Below are 20,798 nucleotides of genomic sequence, written 5' to 3'. Positions count from 1 at the left end.
TCTGCTCTTCCGAAAACTGCTTCCGCTTCATCTGTCCGTCCCTTTCCGGGGTCGGACTCTAACTCCAACTGGAGGAAAAAACGGGGGTCACGTCACAACCCGCTAGCAGATGCTTCGCGCCGTTTGGGTTTCCCAGCCTTACGCCCCTTACCTTGGCTGCTGCCAAAGCCGCCTTGGTTCGTTCCGATATGGCCGCGGCCTCGTGTTCGGCCATGGCAGCCATAAGGTGTAGAGTCAGGGGGTTCGCGTGGGGCATGTCTACTGCCACGAATTCGCATCTGCTTTCCATGAGCCCACTGATGAAGTGAACGTTGCGAGCTAACCGGTCGAGCTTGGCGATGACAAGTGTTGCCCTGTGCAGCATGCAGGCTGCTAGCGCCGCCGTAAGCTGTGGACGGTCCGCTCGTTTGCCTGACTCAACCTCTACAAACTCGGCGATGATGCTAAGGCCAACGCCAGACGCATAAGATTGAACGGCGGAGCGTTGCGCATCAAGGCCCAACCCGGAGGCTCCTTGTCGCGCAGTTGATACGCGAACGTATGTAACCGCGCGGCGCGATTGAACACTCACAGCGTCACCGCGGGTGAGGTTTCAACCGCATTCTGCTCAGCGACGACCTCTAAAAATCCATCGCGAACGGCTCCCGCTACATATCCGTTGGACCATGACTTATCCTGCGGCCGGGCTTTAGTGCTGCCAAACTCCGCAACCGCCATGGCGTCAAGCAACTCAGCGCGCGTAACAGTGCCTCGGTTGGCGACCAACGCTACGATGGTTGCCACGACCGTACCACTATTCGGGGCGACGCCGCCGGAGCGAAGGAGTTGGCCCCCAACGTTCTTCCCGCGACGCTGGAAGCCAGATGCTTTCCGTCTAGCAGCCATAGCTGCGAACACGCGCTCATCATCGTCGGACCATGCCGGCAGCTCGGCTTGCGTCTGCAACGGTTCGGCAGCGGCCTGCGGTGGTGACGTGCTCTCGGCGGCCGGCGCTGCGGCGAGGGCGGGCTCGCCCGTCGTATCGGTCGGCGCGGCGCCGTCCGCTAAGCCAGTAACGTTCGCCGACGATGACGACACCGCCGGCTCGTCGTCCGCAGTTTGTCGTGCAGCAGGAAACGCGTCCTCCAGCGCCTCGCCCGGCGCCGCCACAGCCTTGCCGCCCGGCTTACGGCTGAGCAGCTTACGGCTTGCGCCGCTGCGGTGGGGTTGCATGTGCTGCGGCTCGGGCACGGCATCGTTCTGCGTCATAGTATCGGTCGCTCCACAGTATAGGTGGTGATAGTTCTCAATAACTGAGAGCGACTCGATGCCATGATGTTCGTAGATTGAAAGTGACAATGATCAGCGTCTTGATAATTCCTATGTAGAATACGCAATGGTACCTGCCGACGGTATAGGGTGGCGGGTGGCGCCGCGGTTCAGTGAGCGCGGTCTGATCTTCTCGAATATTTTTTAAAACCCTGCCTTCCGGTTCGCCAATGCAATTATCTGGAGCTAAAAGCAGGATTTGTTGCTGCCTTCCTACGTAATGGCCCCATATACGCCCGCAGCCAGTGCGTTCCTTGAATTTCGATTATGCGCTATGTGGCGGCATGACTTTGCGTTTCGATGATGATGAACCTAGCAATCTGGTTGCTAATCTCCCCACGGATGTGTTCGAACGCGCGATGGTGTTGCGGGACGGACTGGTTTCGCACTGCGCGGACGGCGGCATCGACACGGACGTGTATCGGGTGCTGCGACGCGAGTTGATGAACGATCCCGTCACTTCTAAGTTACTTCCGCGGTTCATTCGAACGCACCAGACGGCTGACGGAGCCCTTTGGTCGTTTTTTAAAAGCGTAAGCCCTCATTGGGAACCCCGTCGCAAATTCGTGCGGGAGGAATTTGCGCCGCTTTTAGAGATGCTTGAGCGCGGTGCGGCATTCGCCGACACGGTTATTTCGGAAGGCATAGCGTCGTTCGATGCAGCGGGCGTGATGGGCGCTTGGAACAAGGCGCTTGCCCGCCGCGATACCGATCCGGCCGGCGCGATTACGGCGGCGCGAACGTTGCTCGAAACCGTTTGTAAGCACTTGCTCGAAGATGCGGACGGCAACTCTGAATATGGCCAAAACGACGATTTGCCGAAGCTGTATCGCATGACGTCCGAACGACTGAACATCGCACCGTCACAGCACTCCGAGGACGCCTTCAAGCGCATCTTAGGGAGTGCTGCGAGCGTCGTAGAAGGCTTGGGCACCTTGCGGAACAAGATCGGCGATGCCCACGCCTCAGGGGGCCGCAAACCGGTTAAGGTAGCTCCGCGTCACGCCGCGCTCGCCGTCAACCTAGCGGGCAGTATGGCCCTATTTTTGATCGAAACCGCCGTCGCAAAGGGCGTCGGCTAGATCAATTCATTCCCGCGCAATCGGCGACGTTGCGCAGTTCACCGATTTCGGTGAGAACGTTGCGGTAACAGCGGGATCGGAGTGGAATGCCTAGTGCGATCGGAATTCGAGGGTACTTGATAACAGTGCATCGCAAAGGCGATCCGGCTGCGATGGTTTCGTTTGGCGATGTCGGGCTGAACAACGGTCCGCGCGAGTTTATAACGAAGTTCGTGACCGAGAAGATAGCCGCCGTTCAGGACGATGAACGCGAGCGGAGTTGGTACTTCGAGGAACGTGAGGCAGACGGGCCGGGCAACAGTAAGGGCTATGTAAAATACGGCACATTCGGCTTCGAAAGCGACTTTGTGAACACAAAGACGAAGAAGCGTAATTATCGACGCCGAACTGATGACGTTGAAGAAATCCCCCTCTATTATGAATTCTGGTCTCCAGAGACGTCGGACCTAGCGTTTGCTGCTTTCCAGTCCTTCCAGGGCCGTTCATGCATCACGATGGTGATGGCGTATGTCAAGGATGCCTTCGAAGCCGCTAATCCGGGCTTCTATTTTCGGTATCGAAAATTGTTGCCTAATGACGCGGGTGGTTCGCTTTATAGCGGAGGGCCGGTCAAAAGGTTGCGACTGATCAAGCGTAATGCATCTGGCGACGTAACGGATCGCTACTTCAACGACGAAGCGCCTACGAACGTTGATTTTGAAGTTCGAATGACGGCCCGGCGCAACAAGACGCTCGGTGACCTTGCGAGCGTCGCAAAGTCGCTTACCCATGGCGCTGCCGGGGTGGTAATGCATGACGGTATCGAGTTCACCCAAGCTATCGCGGACGTGAAGATCGGCGGCAAATATCGCCCTGTGGGCATCTTTGGTGGTAACACCGATGCTGGTGTGATCGACATAACCGGCGACGTGGTGCGGGGCATGGACGGACATCCCACTTTTGAGTCATTAAAAAAACAGTGTGACGATATTTTAAAGGATTTCTACGAAGTATTAGCGAATAAGTCATCGTGAAAATAAACATTTCCTCCATAATACGAGATCATTGGAAAACACTGCGCCGCGCTGACTCGAAGTCTCTGTCGTATTATGATCTTTTGCTGTTTTACGGAGCTCCTACTCTGTTAGCCGGCTTTTTCTATTGGGAGGCGATGGCCTTAACAAGGGATGCCTATAATGTTTCGATTACATTCTTCGGTATCTTCATTGCACTAATGCTGAATATTCAAGTTGCAATCTTCGGGATATTCCAGCGGAGATGGGAAAGCCCGACGGATAAAAGACTCGCCGAGATACAGAGCCGTCAAGCTGCCGCCCGGCGGACGCTTTTGACAGAGTTGAATGCCAACGTCTCCTATGTCGTGCTCGTGTGCGTCATATCATTGTTCTCTGTCCTTCTGTTCTACGTTCAAGACTGGAAAAATGGTGTACCCCCCGCCGTAACGGTGTTTTTTTACGGGCACTTCCTCTTGACGCTGTTGATGGTCGTGAAGCGCGCCCACGCTCTGTTCCAGAAAGAATATCGGGATACCCCAGCGTAAGCTGGCAGATCAGCCTTCCGACTGTTGCGCTCCCGCATGGACAACCATTTCGCCGACTCGCAGCAAGTGTCATCAACTCGCTTCCGGCCAGACCAGCTTGGCTAGCGCCGCCCGTGCGGAACTCGACGTCCGTGAGGCTGCCGGCCCTGCGAACAATCCCATCGTTCTAGGCTGGGCCAAGCGGCTGGGCACCAAAGTGCTGGGTATGATCTACAACGCGGACAACGTGCCTCGGTTCGATGTATCCGTGGCATTGTCTTTGGACGAGGTCGGCATAGCGTCTGCACCGTTCGCGGTGCGCGCCAAGGCCCGGCAGACTGGAGAGCCAACCTGCGCTCCGAGCCTTTGGTATCCGGGGCCGTGCGGTGTTCGAGCGCCTTAGGGCGGTCATGTCGGGTTGTACGTGACAGAGGACGCCGATGCGTATCACGGGTTGGGCGGCAACCAGGGACAGTGTGTCTGTCGCCCGGCTATCTAAGGGACGTTGCATGGCACGGAGGTGGTCGCACGGCCGGCCCATAATCGGCAGACCTGTGCGTGTGGTCGGCGGCGCTGGAAAGCCGACGTCGTGCAACGAGGCTTAGCCTAACTAGCCTTGCTGGATGTCGGCCGGCGCCGCCCCGGGGTTAGTGGGGTGCGCCCTAAGGCCATCTGCGGGTCGCTGGATCAGAGCGACCGCTTCAATCTTAATCGGCAATCAACGACAGCCGTGCCGTAAACCGGACCAGGCTGGTTTCCGGCGAAGTGCCGCGAACCGTCACCACGCTGCTGTTGTCCACAAGCCCGTGGAGTTCCACTACCATGTCGTTGAAGCCTAGCGCGGACACCGCGCCCGGCACGTGGCGGTGCTGGGTAACGGACATTTCGGCGGAAAACAGCTTCCCTTCTTGCTTGTACGTACCGAGGTAAGCCATGCCGCTGTCGCCGCCACGCAGCTTGCCATCGTGCAGGTAGGCAACGCCGTAGTCCATGCCGGTCGGCGTCTCGAAGGCCATCTTGTAGAGCCCGTTTGGCATCGCAGTCAGCATACTTAAGTCCTTCACTTTTTCGCTGCCGCTCCCGGCCGCTGTGGTGTCCTGCCGCGCAAACAGTACTGCCGCGGCGAGGAGTGGACCAGGGACGGTGCAGTGGGAAATGCGGTGTTGCGCCACTGGATTGGGCCGCTACGCTAGCTCTATGCCGTTGCTTTCCATCTTTGAATCCGCGCCCGACAGTGTCGGCAAGTTCAGCATCGAACAGATCGTATCAGCGGCGGGTGATGGCGCTCTAAAAGACGATTCTACCTGTTCTTCCGAGTTGCGTGAATACTTGGGAAAAATCGGGACCGAAAAAATCTCACAGTACATTGATCATTGCCTCACGGTCCCCTTTCCGAAGAACGGCATGGTTCTGCAGGACTTGGTAAACGAGCTTGGACGACGGCTAGATTATGAGGCGATTAACGGTCGATACCAGGGTGTGCAGGGCAAGATAGGGTTCGACGGTCTTTGGCTTTCTCCGGAAGAGCATACTTTGGTCGTTGAGGTGAAAACGACCGACGCATACCGCCTTTCGCTAGACACCCTGGCGAAGTATCGCCGCAAGTTGGCAGACGCCGACAAGCTAGCAGCTAACTCGTCCATATTAATCGTTGTCGGTCGGCAAGACACCGGCGAACTGGAGGCGCAAATTAGGGGGTCAAGGCACGCCTGGGACATACGGGTCATTAGTGCCGAGGCTTTGATAAAGCTGGTTTTGCTTAAGGAAAACACTGAGGCGGTAGAGACCGGACTGAAGATGCGCAGCCTGCTTACGCCAATCGAGTATACTCGGTTAGATCGTATGGTCGACGTGATGTTTGCAACCGCGACCGACGTAGAGGAAGAACCTGAGCCAGACGAGCAGGTAGAGGTAACCGGGGGCGAGAATCCTGGCGCGGCGCCAGTCGCACCTTCGGCAGCAGCGCTGGTTAGTCACTTGGCTACCGGGAGCAAAGGGACGTGGCACTTCACTGACGCGCAGCTACTTCAAGCGAAGCGAGAAGACGTGGTGGCGGCACTCGGCCAACGTGAGGGGGCCAGTTTGGTGAAGAAAAGCCGGGCGCTCTACTGGAATGCCAAACGAGACGTCCGGGCCGCGTGCGCCATGTCAAAGCGGTATACGGGGAAGAATCAGGCGCCTTACTGGTACGCCTATCATCCCCAATGGGACACATTCCTGGAAGACGCAGATACGGCGTTATTCGTGCTTGGTTGCATGGACCTCGACGTCGCATTCGCGATCCCTCACGGCGTAATGAAGTCCTTACTCCCGTTGCTCCATACGACAACCACAAAGCCCGCCGGCGCATACTGGCACGTACATATAATCCAGCAGCCCAGCGGCTTCGCCATGTCCGTGCCGAAGGGGCAGCCGCTCGCCTTGCAACCCTTCCAGTTTGCGATTGGCTAACACCTGTGGCGCGCATTCTTGTGCCATCCGCCGGTCCAGACAGCTGGCGCCAGTTCCTCGCTAAGCCCGACCTGCACTGGGCCGTCGGCTACAGTGCCCGCACCGTCGCGCACGCATGGGAAGCCGCTGACGGACTTCCCCCAGAGGTCCAGGCTATCCTCTCCCATGTTCTGGGCCCGGTGGAGTTGCTGTTAGCCCTGCCGGAGCATAAAACTCCGCTGCCCGGCGGGCGGCGCGAAAGCCAGTCTGATGTGTTCGCGCTTGGCCGCCACCGCGGCGGGCTCGTCGCGTGCACGGTTGAAGGCAAGGTAGACGAACCGTTTGGCCCGACCGTTGGTGATTGGATGCGAGACGCCTCCCCAGGCAAGGTCGAGCGTCTAGCATACGTTTGCGGCCTGCTCGGCATCGCCGATTGCCCGCCCGACGTTCACTACCAGCTGCTGCACCGGACGGCGGCAGCGCTGATCGAGGCGGAGCGGTTCTGCGCGACTGACGCTGCCATGGTGGTGCATTCATTCTCGCCCGAGCGACGCTGGTTCGAAGCATACGAACGATTCGTGGAGCTGCTTAAGCCGGGTTGCCGCGCCGACGAGCCTGTCGTGACAACTACGCCCGCAGAACGGCGGTTGGTGCTCGGCTGGGCAAGTGGGGATCAGGCATTCCGTCAAGTCTGACCACGCCAGCCGCTTGATACACCGGCTGAAATGCAATCAGACCACGTGAAACAGGGGAAAGTAAATGACAGACGTAATTAAGATCGGAAGCGCTGCGAAGAAGCCTGGGCCATCCGGAGTCGAGCAAGCGCGAATATATGCGCAATCTCAAAGGGAGCGCTTTAAATTCGATGCAAGTAAAGTCGTACAAGCTAAAAACGTCTATGTGGCGTGGTTGGACTTGATGGGCGCCGGACATATAATGTCCGTTTCAATGGAGAAAAGCGCTAACTTCCTGGTCCGTTTGCACATGGCCGTCGATCAGGCGGTTAGTGATGCGAAGGGAGCTGTACTCGCGCTACCAATCAATGATGGAGTTTTCCTTACAAGCGAAGATCAAGCAACAATCAAGATTGCAGTACGAAAGATCATGATGGACCTATCATGCTTCTTCATATCGACGCCTGATGTCCAAAACCGCTTTCTACTACGCGGGGCGATTGCATACGGTCCTGTGTACCGTGGCTCCGATATGCTCGCAGGACTATCGCTTAAAAAGAAGGCACTACACGCAAACACTCTGGATCGAGTAGCGTTCGGCCCTGCGATCATACAGGCATACGGGGCCGAGACCCTTGCACCTCCCTACGGAATTGCTGTGCATGAATCCGCCCGATCGTTCGCTCCCGCCGGCTCCAAACCTTTTCGTCTAACGCATTGGTTGTGGTGGGCTACGGAGGAACGACTGCCTCAGCCCAGCGGCGCGGCACCTTTGAAGCAAATTAAAGAAGCTCTCAAAGTGGAGCTGCACTCATATTTTGCGTGGATGGATAGAACTTCGCTTCTGCAAGGCTTGAAACCTGAGAAGATCGCATCTTGGAAGCAGGCTGTAGATCAATACTTTGAATTAGGTTGAATTCTTATTGATTCACGATCTGGGATAACCCAACCATAACCGCACCATGCCGCTCTTGGACTGGTGCTCTGCACCCGCACCACGCTGCCGGCATCCACCAGCCCGTGAAGCTTCAGCGCAGGTAGCGCGCCCGGCACGTGCCGGTGCTGCGTGAGTGCTAACTCGGACGGGAATGCCTGCCCCTCCTGCTGGTAGGCGCCCGAGTAAGCTATGCCGCTGTGCCGCCGCAGAGCTTACCGTCATGCATGTAAGCGATGCCGTAATCGGCGCCGGCGGGATTTCAAACGCGATCCTGTGAGGGCGTTGGGAATTGGGGTCGGTTATCGTTCCCTGGTGCCGCGCCAGTGAACGGGCAGCAGGCTCAGTTTCGCGGGCGCGTGTAGAAGTCGAGATAGCGCTCACCAATTACGTGGACCAGACTGTAATTGCGCAACTAGGCATTATGAGCCTTCCTGAAGCTCTTCCAGTGAAAAGCAAAAGCGCTTGAAGGTGGCCCACCCTTAGGGATTCTTATTTCCCTGCCTTCGTATGCCGAGAAATGCCCAGTACATTCGATGGAGAAGTGTACAGTCATGCTACGAGGGTCTATTGCCATCTGAGGAGGCTCAGCATCGAACAAGCGGTGAAGATCTGCACGTAAGACAATACCATTTTCCGCTTTGTCTTCTCCATGTTGGCCGACACCAAGGACGTGTGCGGCGTCGATTGCGTCAAGAACCGTGCATCCGCTTACAGCGCATGTTGAGCTGTAAATATCAAGCACGTCAGCTCGATATCGAGGATTACGCTCCCATCTCTCAGAGCTCTTACGCTGTCTGTCGAGGCGCTTCTTCTCTGAGTTTTTAGTTATGTGCAGTATATCAAAGTCGGATCGCAATTCCCGAGCAGCTTTAGCTGATTGAGGTCCATCCCACTTTATATTCTCACGCCGATAAGCCAGCCGCATAATCGTTTTGAGCGGGAAGACTCTACCGTTGAACCTGACATAGTACGAGCGCGACAAACCGCTTCCAGCCGCCCTACGAAGGTCATCATCGCTACGGAATTGCGAGGCGGCTGATAAAGCACTGCCAAACTGCTCTGAATCGATTCGCATCCGCTGCCCCCGGCCTTCAAGCCTGATTGACCAACACGATAGTCAAACCTGCCCTGGCACTACGTCAAACGCAGCTAGCAATCCATTGAGAGTTACCCCAGCGCTACCCCAAAGCTATAACATGGTACCCTCGGCCTCGGCGGCCAGCCTCTAAGTGGTTGTGTTCACTGTAGAAAACTGGAGCGGGCGAAGGGATTCGAACCCTCGACCCCAACCTTGGCAAGGTTGTGCTCTACCCCTGAGCTACGCCCGCTCTGGCGCCGTAGTCTCCGGTCTGAAGCGACACGGTGACTGGGTGAGGCGCGCTGTTAGCCCGGTGTTTGCGGAACGGCAAGCGCCTTTCGCACTATCGTCGTGATATTTCGTCGAACCGCTGTGTGCAGCGCACAAAAAAGGGGCGGACGTTGCCGTCCGCCCCTTCTTGGCCATGCGTCGGGAAAGCGATCAGAACTGGAAGTTCGCCCCCACGCGCATCGTCCGGCCGACCGCACCGATCTGCGTGTAGGTCGGGTTGTAGTTGGTCGCGGCATAGTTGCCGGCGTTCAGCGGTGCCTTCTGGTCGAGCAGGTTGACCACGTTGAAGTACAGCTTGAACTTGTCGTTCACCGCCACGCTGCCGGTCAGGTCGACATCGACGAAGTGCTTCACGTGGCAGTTGAACTCTGGATCGGTGCCGCCGTACGTGCTGCCGCCGTTGCAGTCGGTGGTGCCGAACTGGTCGTACGCGACCGCCTTGTAGCCCGACGTGTAATAGGCCGTCGCGGTCAGCGTGTACGCCTTGTAGTCGACGCTGTTCTGCCAGTTGCCGCGCCATGCCGGCGTGCCTGCGCCTGACGAGGTGACGTAGGGCGCCTGCGTGCCCACATAGTCTACGAACGGATCGGCATCGCTCGACTTGAAGTCGTAATGGAGGATGTAGGTCGCCTCCGCGCGGCTCGAGAAGTGGAAGTCGTCGCTCGGCTTGAGCTGGACCAGCGCCGAGAAATCGAGCCCGGAGGTCTTGAGCGCCGCCGCATTGGCAAAGGGCGAGTTGACGAACAGTGCGCGCGGTTGTGCGTTCGGGAACGACGGATCGATCGCGTCGGGCGTCACGCTGTAGCCGGTCGGCAGCGCGGTGCCCGCGTAATAGGCGGCGAGCGCCTGGTTCGAGAGCGGGCCGCCCGTAATCACGCGGGTCTTCTTGATGTTGTAGTAATCCGCGGTGAAGCTCAGCCACGTGGTCGGCTGGACGACCACGCCGCCGGTGAAGCTGCGCGACAGTTCGGGCTTGATGTCCGGGTTGCCGGCGGTGTTGAAGCCGATCGAATAGGACTGGTTATACGCACTGCCACCCGAGCAGGTCGTGCCGGTGAGCGTGGCGCCATGCTGCGCCTGCAGCGAGCAGGGCGGCACGGCGGCGGTGAAGCCGACCACCGAACCCGACGTCTCGGCGAAGCTCGGGGCCCGGAAGCCCTTCGAGAAGGTGCCGCGCAGCGCGACCTGACGGATCGGCGTGAACTTCACCCCGATCTTCGGCGAGAAGTGGCTGAACCCTTCCGAATAATGATCGAAGCGGCCCGACCCGTCGATCTCGAGGCTTGTCAGGATCGGCGCATTGACCTCGAAATAGGCCGATTCGACGGTGCGATTGCCGACTGCCGAGAACTGGTTGAGATTGATCGTCGTGAAATCCGGGTTCTGGCTCGGATCGTTCTGCGCCTCGTAGCGGACCGAGCCGCCGACGCCGACCTGGAGCGGACCGCCGGGAAGCTGGAACAGGTCCTTGGTGATGACGCCCTGGACCATATCGAGGTCGCTGGTGGCCTGCGAACGGACCGTCGGCGAGATCGCGCCGCGGACGGCTGCGGTGTTCAGATCGGGATTGGCGAAGTTGTAGCTGCCGGTGGTGATCGCGGTCTGCAGTCCGGCGAGGTTGAGATAGCCGTTCTGCGTGATGTCGAGCCACGCATGCGCTGCGGTGATCGAGGCCGAATAGCCCCAGCCCTCGCCAAACTGGCCGTCGATGCCCGCCGCCGCGCGGATCACGTGGTTCTTGTACTCGGACGAAGCGGGGATGTCGCCGAACCGATAGCGGATCGCCGCCGCCAGCCCCTGGGTCGCGAACGGATTGTTGGTGGTGTTGAGCGTGCCGTTCGCCAGCACCGCCGGCAGGACGATGTTCTGCGTGTTGACCGGATTGGCCGAGCGGATCAGCGCAGGACTGCCCTCCGACTTTACGTCGTTCTGGAAATACGACGCGATCAGATAGGCCTGCGTCTTGTCGTTGATCTGCGCGGTACCGTGGGCGGTGACGCCAAAACGAGTCTGCTCGGGCTGGATCTGGCCGTAGTCGGAGACGAGGTTCTGTTCGCAACCCTGGTCGATGAAGGTCGAGCCCGACCGCGGCGTGGTGACGAGCGTCTGCCCCGCGGCGCACCCATTGGGGTTGAGCACCTGGAAGGCGCCGGTCGCGAGGCCGGTACCCGACAGGATGTTCCCGGGTGTGGTCTGCGTGGTGGGCGCGACGACCGCGCTGGTGGTCTGGCTTGGCGCGACCGAGCCGGGGTTGTTGTTGTCGCCGCCGATCGAGGTCAGATCCTGCGTGTTGTACGGGAAGCCGCGGTTGCGATTGTAGATCGGGTCGTCATGCTGGTATTCGCCGCTGACGTAGAAGTTGAAGCCCTTCTCCTTCAGACGACCCGTGCCGAGCGTCAGCGTCGCGCGCTGTTCGCCGCCGTCGCCGCGCTGGGACACGCCGCCTTCGACCGTGCCGTACGCACCGACGATCTCCTTCTTCATGATGATGTTGACCACGCCGCCGATCGCGTCCGCGCCATAGCTCGACGAGGCGCCGTCCTTGAGCACTTCGACGCGGTCGACGATCGCGTTCGGGATGGTGTTGAGGTCGACGAACGAGCGCTGGCCGTCATCCGAAAGCGGATAGTTGGCGGTGCGGACACCGTCGATCAGCGTCAGCGTCGAGCTCACGGTCAGGCCGCGCAACGACACGCCCGACGAGCCGGCGCCGAAGCCGTTGGTGAACGAGGTCGGGACCGAGCCGCTGCTGTCCGCGGAGATCGAGCGCACCGCGTCGGACACGGTGGTGATGCCGGCCTTCGCGAGTGAATCCGAGGTCAGCACGGTGACCGGCGACGGCGTCTCGGTATCGGTGCGGCGGAACAGCGTGCCGGTGACGACGATGTCCTGCGGCTGGCCGGCATCGGTACCGGGCTGGGCGGTGCCGGGCTGGGCGGTGCCAGGCTGGGCGGTGCCAGGCTGGGCGGCGGTGGTCTGGGCGGCAGGGGCGGCAGTGGCCTGCGCTGCCGGTGCGGGCGAGACGTCACCCTGCGGCGGGGTCGATACCGACGTGCCCGGCTGGACCTGCGCATCCTGCGCGAACGCCGGCGCGGTGCCGATCAGCCCGACCAGGGCGAGCGCCGAAAGCGCAGAGCTCCGCAGCAAAGTTGGCCGGAAAGCGATTTTGGTCATGATGAAGCGATCTCTTGCAAGGCTCCTCCCTCCCCCTTGGGAAGACAGCGAGCGCGTTCCGGAACGGCCGCGTCATCCGGGGAGGAATACGGCACGGCGGAAGGCTGCAACGCTGTCGTAAAACTGTAAATAACCGCGAAGATCGGGGGAATCTTCGGTACGGAGCTGTCACGGAATAGACACTGTTCCTGACGCATTTTTCATGTGGGAGCGTGGCCGAGCGACGAAGCGTGCCCGCGCCGCGAGCAAATGCATGATCGTGTCATTAAGACTGAAAGACGCAATTTCCGGCACTTGGACGCGCTCGAAAAAAGATTCCGCTTGGCGACTCACCCGTCGGAACATTACAAGAACAGTTGTGAACGAGTCGTCCGCCCTGATTGCCCGCCTGAAGCGGATCGCCACGACCGGGATGCCGACCCAGGGGGATGGCCGTGCCGATGATGCGTGGCTGACGCAGGGCATGGCCAGGGCGCAGCTGCACGAGATTTTTACCGCCATCGACGATTCGGCGAGCGGCGCGGGGTTTGCGGTCGCCTCGGTTCTGGCAGCGCGTGCGGCCCCGGTGATGTGGTTGCGCACCGAGGCGAGCGAGCGCCAGGGCGGGCGACTGCATGCGACCGGGCTGGTCGAGATGGGGCTCGACGTGACGTCGCTGGTGCTGGGGCTGGTCGAGGACGAGGCGGACTTGTTGCGCGCCGCCGCCGATGCCGCGCGCTGCCATGGGCTCGGCACGTTGGTGATGGAATCCTGGGGCAGGACGCCAGGACTCGACCTTACCGCGACGCGGCGACTGATGCTGGCGGCCGAAGCCTCGGGCGTCACCATTCTCAGCCTGCGCATCGGCGCCGAACCGGTGCCGAGTGCGGCTGCATCGCGCTGGCAGGTCGCGGCGTGTCGGTCGCGGCCGCTGGAGGCCGACGCACCGGGCAAACCTGCCTTCGACATCGAATTGCTGCGTCGACGCGGAGGCCAGGCCGGGCTTCGCTGGCGTGTGGAGTGGGACCGTGACGCGTACATCTTCGACAATACCGCCTTCGACCAGATCGCCTTCGCCTCTGGTGATTCCCCGACGCTACCTGGCGCTGGTGTTTCCGTGGCTGCCGATCGAGCGACTGCAGACGATGCGGCCGCATCTGTTCGTCGGACGGGCTGAGACGCCGATCGCGTTCGTCGAGACGGTCTCGGGCGGGATCCGGCTCAAGGCGCTCGACCGTGAAGCCATGCGAGCAGGTCTCCGGCCCGGCCTGACGCTGGCGGATGCGCGGGCGCAGGTACCGGAACTCGAGGTCTACGAGCATGACGCGCATGCCGATCACGAATGGCTCGAGCGGCTCGCGGACGGGTGCCAGCGTTATACGCCGTCGGTCGCGCTCGACGAACCCGATGGCCTGATCCTCGATATCGCCGGATGCGTGCACGAGTTCGAGGGCGAACGGCGTCTGGCTGCCGATCTGGAGGAGCGGCTTGCGCGCCGGGGTGTGCTGGTACGCCACGCGTTCGGCGACACGCCCGACACCGCGCGCGCGCTGGCGCGGTATGCGGGGGCGCCGGCGCCGGATGAAAAGCGTGCGGTCAAGCGATTGCCGGTGGCCGCGCTCGGTCTGGACGAGGATGCGACGACGGCACTGTCACGCGCGGGGCTGAAGACGGTCGGCGACGTGATGGCACGACCGCTCGCGACGATCGCGGCACGGTTCGGCGAGCAGGCGGCGATGATGATCCGCCGGCTCGACGGCTCGGTGAAGGGGCCGATCGTCGCGCGCCGCACGGTGCCGAAGATCGGCGTCGAACGCCGCTTCGCCGAACCCATCGCACGCACCGAATACGCACTGGAGATGCTGGCCGAACTCGCCACCGAAGCCGCGATTCAGCTTGCCGACCGTCACGAGGGCGGCCGCCGCTGGGAAGCGCGCCTGTTCCGCGCCGACGGCCTCGTCCAGCGGCTGCGAATAGAGACCGGTCAGCCGACACGTGACGTAGCGTTATTGATGCGATTGTTCCGCGAGCGGATCGACAGCCTTGCCGATCCGCTCGATCCGGGGTTCGGCTATGATCTGGTCCGGCTCGACGTGGCATTGGCCGAGAAGCTCGACGCGTCGCAGCTGAAGCTGGAGGGCGGCGAGGCGCAGAAGGGGGAGGTCGCGCAGCTCGTCGACCAGCTCGGTACGCGACTGGGTCGGACGCGCGTCCGCCGGTTCTCCGCGCGCGACAATCATATTCCCGAACAGGCCGAGCTGATGCTGCCCGCCGCCGAAGCGCCTGCCCCAACGCCGTGGATCGCGCCCGAAACCGACGAACCGCCGCTGCGGCCGATCTACCTGTTCGATCCGCCGCAGCCGATCGAATCGATGATGGCCGAGGTCCCCGACGGCCCGCCACACCGCTTTCGCTGGCGCCGTACCGTTCACGACGTGGCGCATAGCGAGGGCCCCGAGCGGATCGCCGGCGAATGGTGGCGACGCCAGGACATCCCGACGCGCGATTACTACCGCATCGAAGACCGCCGCGGCCGCCGCTTCTGGATCTTCCGCCACGGCCTGTATTCCGAGATGGAGGCACCCCGCTGGTACCTCCACGGCGTCTTCGCGTGAGCGGCGCGGCGCCATGACCAGGTTCGCCGAGCTTGTTACCGCGACCAATTATTCTTTTCTCGATGGCGCCAGCCACCCCAGTGACATCGTCGGTCGCGCGATCGAATTGAAACTGGCGGGTATCGGCATCGCCGATCGCAATACGGTTGCCGGCGTGGTCCGGGCTTATGATGCACTGGAACGCGCAAAACGAGGCCAGCTCGGTGCGAAGCTGCCGCCGTTCGATTTCAAGCTGGTGGTCGGCGCGCGTCTCGTATTCGCCGACGGTACGCCGGATATCGTCGCTTATCCCGCGACCCGGGCCGGATGGGGACGGCTGACGCGGTTGCTGACGCTGGGCAACCGGCGGGCCGAGAAAGGCGGCTGCATCCTCGGCTTCGACGATCTGATCGAGCATCTCGGCGAAATCCTGTTGATCGTCATGCCCGAGTGCACCGCGCGGCCGGTGGTCGCGCACAAGGACTTCGTGCTTCCAGTCCGCAACGATGCCAGTCTCGAGGCTACGCTTGCCGCGCTCCGTCCGCTTGCGCGGCGATCGGTGTGGCTTGGGGTTACGATGCCGCATGGCGGTCGCGATCGGCGACGTCAGACCCGGCTTGCCCGGATTGCCGCCAAGGCGCGCGTGCCGATCCTGGCGACCAACGACGTGCGTTATGCGGTCGCCGACGATCGCTCGCTTCACGACATCGTCACCTGCATCCGTGAGGGCACGACGATCCAGCGCGCCGGCAAACGGCTCGGTGCCAATGGCGAACGCCATTTGAAGGATGCGGACGAGATCGCACACCTTTACCGCGACCGGCCGCACGCGATCGACGAGACGGCAAAGCTGCTCGCGCGGATCGACTTCACGCTCGACGAACTCAAATACGAATATCCGCATGAGCCCGTCCCCGCAGGCTGGGATCCGCAGGACTGGCTGGAGCATCTCGCCTGGCAATCGGCGATCGACCATTATGAAGGCTATGTGCCGGACAAGCTGGTGGCGTCGTTACGCGACGAGTTTGCGCTGATCCGGCAACAGAACTATGCCTATTACTTCCTGACCGTCCACGACGTCGTCCGGTTCGCGCGCAGCGCCGATCCGCCAATTCTATGCCAGGGACGCGGATCGGCCGCCAACTCGGTGGTCTGCTATGTGCTCGGCGTTACTTCGGTAGACCCTATGAAGCACGACCTACTGTTTTCGCGATTCGTATCTGCGGAAAGGAGCGAGCCGCCCGATATCGACGTCGATTTCGAGCATGAGCGGCGCGAAGAGGTGATGCAGTATATCTACGGGCGCTACGGTCGGGAGCGCGCGGCGATCGCCGCGACCGTCATCCATTTCCGATCGCGCAGCACCGTGCGCGAGGTCGGCAAAGCACTCGGCTTTACCGAAGACGTCACGCAACGCCTGACCAGCACGGTTTGGGGCAGCTTTTCGAACCGTTTCCCGGAACGTCGCTTTGCCGAAACGGGGTTCGATGTCGCCAATCCCGAGATCGCTCGACTGCAGGACATGGTGCAGCGCCTGCTCGAATTTCCACGTCATCTGTCGCAGCATGTTGGCGGCTTCGTACTCACGCAGGGCCGGCTCGACGAGATCGTGCCGATCCATAACGGTGCGATGGAAGACCGGACCTTCATCGAATGGGACAAGGACGATATCGATTGCCTCGGCCTGATGAAAGTCGACATCCTCGCGCTCGGCATGCTGACCTGCATCCGCAAGAGCTTCGACCTGATGCGACAGCACGGGCTCGGCGATCATGAACTGAAGACGATCGCAAACGACGAGAATCCGGACGTCTATAATATGCTGTGCAAGGGTGACAGCATCGGCGTTTTCCAAGTCGAGAGTCGTGCGCAGATCAACATGCTGCCCCGTCTGAGACCGCGGAAACTGTACGATCTTGTGGTTCAGGTGGCGATCGTTCGGCCCGGGCCGATCGAAGGCGACATGGTGCATCCGTATTTGCGGCGGCGGGCGAAGAAGGAGGTGGTGGTCTATCCCTCGCCGTCGCCCGAGCATGGCCGAAGCGACGAACTCGAAGTGCTGCTTGGCGAGACATACGGCGTGCCGTTGTTCCAGGAACAGGCGATGAAGCTGGCGATCGTCGCGGCGAAGTTCACACCCGATGAGGCCAACGAACTTCGGAAATCGATGGCGACGTTTCGCAAGGTCGGAGGAATGAACAATTTCCAGGCCAAGCTGATCGGTGGGATGGTCGCGCGGGGGTATGAGGCAGAGTTCGCGGAGCGCTGTTTCAAGCAGATCGAGGGGTTTGGATCGTACGGATTTCCAGAGAGCCATGCGCTGTCGTTTGCGCGATTGGTGTATGTATCGTCCTGGATCAAATGCTTTCACCCAGCGGTGTTCTGCTGCGCGCTGCTCAATTCGCAGCCGATGGGGTTTTATGCGCCGGCGCAACTGGTGCGCGATGCCGTGGAGCACGGGGTTACCGTGCTGCCGGTCGATGCGAATGCTAGTGGGTGGGATAACTCGCTCGAGTCCTCCCCGGTACGGGGAGGGGGACCGCGCGAAGCGGGGTGGAGGGGGGCTTCCGCCAACGTATCGCTTGCGGATGTTCCTGTTACGGGCGGCGCGGATGAGGCTGCCATCCCTCCACGCGGGACGTTCGCGGCGGCCCCCCTCCACCATCCTGCGGATGGTCCCCCTCCCCGTTCCGGGGAGGATGTGCGGCTCGGATTCCGGCAGGTCGATGGGTTTCGGAAGGATTGGGCCGACGAGATCGTTCGCGTTCGGACCACGCCGTTCGCTAGCATCGAGGACCTCGCGCGGCGCGCGAACCTGCCGCAGCGGGCGATGAACCTGCTGGCCGATGCGGATGCGTTTCGATCGGTGGCGAAGGAACGGCGCGAGGCGTTGTGGGATGTGCGCCGGACGCCGCCCAAGCAGCTTGCTCTGTTCGCCGCGGCAGAGGTGCCCGAGCTTGGCGCGGAGCCCGATGCGCAGCTGCCGGCGATGCCGCTGTCCGAACAGGTCGCAGCGGATTACCAGACGACGCGGCTGTCGTTGAAGGCGCATCCGATGCAGTTCCTCCGCGAACGCTTTGCCGCCGAGGGAATCCTGTCGAGCGCGCAGGCCAACGCGACCAAGGACGGGCGCCGCGCGAAGGTGGCGGGTGTCGTCCTGGTCCGCCAGCGCCCCGGCAAGGGCAATGCGATCTTCGTGACGATCGAGGACGAGACCGGGATCACCAACGCACTGATGTGGGCGCGCGACTTCGAGGCGAACCGCCGCGCGGTGATGGCGTCGCGGCTGATGGTGCTGGAGGGCGTGATCCAGCGTAGCGAGGAGGGCGTGACGCACCTGATGACGTCGCGCGTGCAGGACCGCACCGAGATGCTGCGGCTGTTGTCGGAGGATCACGCGCTGGAACCGCCGCTCGCGCGCGTCGACGAAGTGATCCGGCCGGTCCTCCCCCGTGGCCCTGACGGACGGACACCCCGTGCCCAGCATCCGCGCGACGTCCGCGTCCTGCCCAAATCGCGCGACTTTCATTAATATGGCCGGCGCTCGATCGTGTCGTCCGCAAGATCGCCGAACGCTCTTTTATCCAGACCGGGTGGCGCCTCCGAACAGATGCACCTCCCCGGCGGAGGCCGGGGTCCAGTTGGGTAACGCTGCTAATGAAGACTGCGCTCCGTAACTACGACCTCTCCAACTGGACCCCGGCCTCCGCCGGGGAGGCGGCTTGTCCGAAGGCGGAGATGAAATGCCAACCAGTTCCGGAGGCCACCGCTTCGCAACCCTGTCTCTCTTGATTACGCGGTCCCTTGGATGCTGGAACCCGTATGCATGACAAGGATCAACGGCTCGCGCCGAATGCCAAGGCACGTTTGTCGTGCATGCCTATCCATCCTAGAGGTGGCATTCGTCGTCAGCGCCCCCCAGATAGCGCGCTAGAATTACACGGGAGTTGAACTTGGCCACGCTTGGAATGTCCCCCGCGGAGAAGGACGCCGTCGAGGCGTTCCGTCGCGACGTCGTCGAACCGTCGATGACCAGCCTCGTGATCATCGATTTCTGGGCCGAATGGTGCGGGCCGTGCAAGGCGCTGACGCCGACGCTGGAGAAGGTCGCCGCGGATTATGCCGACAAGGGCGTCGTGCTGGCGAAGGTCGATACCGACAAGAACCAGTTCATCGCCGCGCAATTCCAGATCAAGTCGATCCCGACCGTCTATGCGATGTTCCAGGGCCAGCTGGTCGCCGACATGACCAGCGCACGCACCGAATCGCAGCTGCGCGTGATCCTCGACCAGTTGCTCAAGCAGTTGCCGATCGAGGCCGGGCCGGCCGACGCGGCGCCCGATATCGAGCCGCTGATCGCGGTGGGCGAAGAGGCGCTTGCGGCGGGTGACGGCGAGCGTGCGCTCGGGGTTTTCCGCGAGATCGCCGAGATCGCGCCCGAGCATCCGCAGGTCCATGCCGGCTTCGTCCGTGCGCTGGTCGCGACCGGGCAGCTCGACGAGGCGACCGACTGGCTGGCGAACCTCGATCCCGCGATCGCCAAGGACCCGGCGATTACCCGCGCGCAGGCTGCACTCGCGCTCGCGCAGTCGGCCCCGCCGGTCGAGGATTTGTCGCCATTGCTCGCAGCAGTCGAAGCGAATCCCGACGACCTGCACGCCCGGTTCGCGCTCGCCAACGGCCAGATGGCAGCGAACGATCGTGATGCGGCGGCCGACACGTTCCTCGGCATCATCGCCACCGAGCGCGACTGGAACGAGGGCGCGGCGCGGACGCAGTTGCTCAAATTGTTCGAAGTCGTCGGGCTCGAAGACCCGTGGGTGTCTGGACAGCGACGTCGCCTGTCTGCGATCCTGTTCGGATGACCACCGAGTCCGCCCCCCCGCGCGCCACCCCCCCGCGCACGACCACGCGACTGTCGATCTTCCCGTTGCCGGGGGCGCTCCTTTTCCCCGGCATGCACCTGCCGCTGCACATGTTCGAGCCGCGCTATCGGGCGATGATCAGCGATGCGATGGCGCGCGACCGGCGGATCGGGATGATCCAGCCGCGGGGTGGACCGCATGACGACGCGGATGCGCTGTACGACATCGGCTGCGTCGGCAAGATCGCCGAAGTCGAGGCGCTCGACGACGGGCGCTACAACGTCGTGCTGGAGGGCATCGCGCTGTTCCGGATCGTCCGCGAGTTGGACGTCACGACCGCATTCCGCCAGGTCGAGGCGGAGTTGCTGCCGTTGATCGAGGACGATGCACTGTCGCTCGGGCGGCGCTCGTCGCTGGAACTGGAGTCACGCCGGTTCGCCGACATGCAGGGCTATGCGGTCGACTGGGATGCGGTCGGCCGGCTCGACGACGAGAGCTTGGTCAACGGCATCGCCCAGATCGCACCGTTCGATGCCGCCGCAAAGCAGGCGCTGCTAGAGGCGCCGGATGTTGAGCAGCGTGCCGAACTGATCATCCAGTTGATGCAGTTTTTCGGGCGGCACGATGGCGACGAATCGGTGACGCTGCAGTGAGCGGGCTTGATCCCTGGCTGCTCGAACGCCTGGTCTGCCCGATGACGCGCACGCCGCTCCGCTATGATGAAGCAGCGGGAGAATTGATCTCCGATGCGGCCGGCCTGGCGTATCCGATCCGCGATGGCGTGCCGGTCATGCTGGTCGAGGAGGCCCGACGGATCGACGCAACCGCGCCCAACGTATGACGTCGACCGACCGCCGCCTTCCAATA

The 20,798-nt window shown here is 61.7% G+C and carries 17 protein-coding genes and 1 tRNA gene; 12 read left to right on the top strand and 6 right to left on the bottom strand.

Annotation, left to right across the window (positions count from 1 at the left end; all coding sequences use genetic code 11):
- Window positions 1-58 precede the first annotated feature (58 nt).
- Both C8J47_RS16055 and C8J47_RS16050 read right to left on the bottom strand, forming a co-directional pair.
- On the bottom strand, window positions 59-571 hold the full coding sequence (locus C8J47_RS16055) for a recombinase family protein (protein ID WP_121886506.1): 513 nt from the start codon (window positions 569-571) through the stop codon (window positions 59-61).
- Entirely contained in the window at window positions 568-1,248 is a 681-nt protein-coding gene (locus C8J47_RS16050; RefSeq protein WP_121886505.1) for a hypothetical protein, read from the bottom strand. Before C8J47_RS16050 ends, C8J47_RS16055 begins: the two co-directional genes overlap by 4 nt.
- 344 nt (window positions 1,249-1,592) lie before the next feature.
- On the opposite strand from C8J47_RS16050, the gene C8J47_RS16045 reads away from it, so the two are divergent.
- From C8J47_RS16045 to C8J47_RS16035, 3 genes are all read left to right on the top strand, one after another.
- A complete protein-coding gene (locus C8J47_RS16045) occupies window positions 1,593-2,390 on the top strand; it encodes an abortive infection family protein (protein WP_121886504.1) in 798 nt (265 codons plus the stop codon).
- Between the two features lie 152 nt (window positions 2,391-2,542).
- Window positions 2,543-3,403, top strand: a complete 861-nt coding sequence (locus C8J47_RS16040; RefSeq protein ID WP_121886503.1) for a hypothetical protein — start codon at window positions 2,543-2,545, stop codon at window positions 3,401-3,403.
- Entirely contained in the window at window positions 3,400-3,930 is a 531-nt protein-coding gene (locus C8J47_RS16035; protein WP_121886502.1) for a hypothetical protein, read from the top strand. Before C8J47_RS16040 ends, C8J47_RS16035 begins: the two co-directional genes overlap by 4 nt.
- Window positions 3,931-4,616: 686 nt before the next feature.
- Here the strand turns inward: C8J47_RS16035 and C8J47_RS16030 are convergent.
- On the bottom strand, window positions 4,617-4,958 hold the full coding sequence (locus tag C8J47_RS16030; RefSeq protein WP_147454350.1) for a GrlR family regulatory protein: 342 nt from the start codon (window positions 4,956-4,958) through the stop codon (window positions 4,617-4,619).
- Window positions 4,959-5,106: 148 nt separating this feature from the next.
- On the opposite strand from C8J47_RS16030, the gene C8J47_RS16025 reads away from it, so the two are divergent.
- The 3 genes from C8J47_RS16025 to C8J47_RS18995 all read left to right on the top strand — a co-directional run bounded on the left by C8J47_RS16025 (window position 5,107) and on the right by C8J47_RS18995 (window position 7,929).
- The gene (locus C8J47_RS16025; protein WP_121886500.1) at window positions 5,107-6,360 is read left to right on the top strand and encodes a hypothetical protein; all 1,254 of its coding nucleotides are present in this window, start codon (window positions 5,107-5,109) and stop codon (window positions 6,358-6,360) included.
- A 5-nt stretch (window positions 6,361-6,365) separates the two neighbouring features.
- Window positions 6,366-7,034: a DUF6946 family protein gene (locus tag C8J47_RS16020; protein WP_121886499.1), complete on the top strand. Its 669-nt coding sequence runs from the start codon at window positions 6,366-6,368 to the stop codon at window positions 7,032-7,034.
- Window positions 7,035-7,098: 64 nt separating this feature from the next.
- The gene (locus C8J47_RS18995) at window positions 7,099-7,929 is read left to right on the top strand and encodes a hypothetical protein (RefSeq protein WP_147454349.1); all 831 of its coding nucleotides are present in this window, start codon (window positions 7,099-7,101) and stop codon (window positions 7,927-7,929) included.
- A gap of 433 nt (window positions 7,930-8,362) precedes the next feature.
- On the opposite strand, the gene C8J47_RS19840 is transcribed toward C8J47_RS18995, so the two are convergent.
- From C8J47_RS19840 to C8J47_RS16005, 3 genes are all read right to left on the bottom strand, one after another.
- Window positions 8,363-8,875: an HNH endonuclease gene (locus tag C8J47_RS19840; RefSeq protein WP_404969288.1), complete on the bottom strand. Its 513-nt coding sequence runs from the start codon at window positions 8,873-8,875 to the stop codon at window positions 8,363-8,365.
- A 328-nt stretch (window positions 8,876-9,203) separates the two neighbouring features.
- A tRNA-Gly gene (locus tag C8J47_RS16010) sits at window positions 9,204-9,278 on the bottom strand.
- A gap of 191 nt (window positions 9,279-9,469) precedes the next feature.
- Entirely contained in the window at window positions 9,470-12,493 is a 3,024-nt protein-coding gene (locus C8J47_RS16005) for a TonB-dependent siderophore receptor (protein WP_121886497.1), read from the bottom strand.
- A 358-nt stretch (window positions 12,494-12,851) separates the two neighbouring features.
- On the opposite strand from C8J47_RS16005, the gene C8J47_RS16000 reads away from it, so the two are divergent.
- The 6 genes from C8J47_RS16000 to C8J47_RS15975 all read left to right on the top strand — a co-directional run bounded on the left by C8J47_RS16000 (window position 12,852) and on the right by C8J47_RS15975 (window position 20,772).
- Window positions 12,852-13,649, top strand: coding sequence for an ImuA family protein (locus C8J47_RS16000; RefSeq protein WP_121886496.1), 798 nt, complete (start codon window positions 12,852-12,854; stop codon window positions 13,647-13,649).
- Entirely contained in the window at window positions 13,618-15,087 is a 1,470-nt protein-coding gene (locus tag C8J47_RS15995) for a DNA polymerase Y family protein (protein ID WP_259467604.1), read from the top strand. The genes C8J47_RS16000 and C8J47_RS15995 overlap by 32 nt, the downstream gene beginning before the upstream one ends.
- 13 nt (window positions 15,088-15,100) lie before the next feature.
- Window positions 15,101-18,598 (top strand): error-prone DNA polymerase, encoded by a 3,498-nt coding sequence (locus C8J47_RS15990; protein WP_121886495.1) that lies wholly within the window; start codon window positions 15,101-15,103, stop codon window positions 18,596-18,598.
- A gap of 436 nt (window positions 18,599-19,034) precedes the next feature.
- The gene (locus C8J47_RS15985) at window positions 19,035-19,931 is read left to right on the top strand and encodes a tetratricopeptide repeat protein (RefSeq protein WP_121886494.1); all 897 of its coding nucleotides are present in this window, start codon (window positions 19,035-19,037) and stop codon (window positions 19,929-19,931) included.
- On the top strand, window positions 19,928-20,584 hold the full coding sequence (locus C8J47_RS15980; RefSeq protein ID WP_121886493.1) for an LON peptidase substrate-binding domain-containing protein: 657 nt from the start codon (window positions 19,928-19,930) through the stop codon (window positions 20,582-20,584). Before C8J47_RS15985 ends, C8J47_RS15980 begins: the two co-directional genes overlap by 4 nt.
- Window positions 20,581-20,772, top strand: coding sequence for a Trm112 family protein (locus C8J47_RS15975; RefSeq protein WP_259467603.1), 192 nt, complete (start codon window positions 20,581-20,583; stop codon window positions 20,770-20,772). The genes C8J47_RS15980 and C8J47_RS15975 overlap by 4 nt, the downstream gene beginning before the upstream one ends.
- Window positions 20,773-20,798: the final 26 nt, after the last annotated feature.

It is taken from the genome of Sphingomonas sp. PP-F2F-G114-C0414 (genome assembly GCF_003688595.1).
Taxonomy (GTDB): domain Bacteria; phylum Pseudomonadota; class Alphaproteobacteria; order Sphingomonadales; family Sphingomonadaceae; genus Sphingomonas.
The sequence above is the reverse complement of the archived record's forward strand: the minus strand, read 5'-3'. Positions and strand labels throughout refer to the sequence as shown.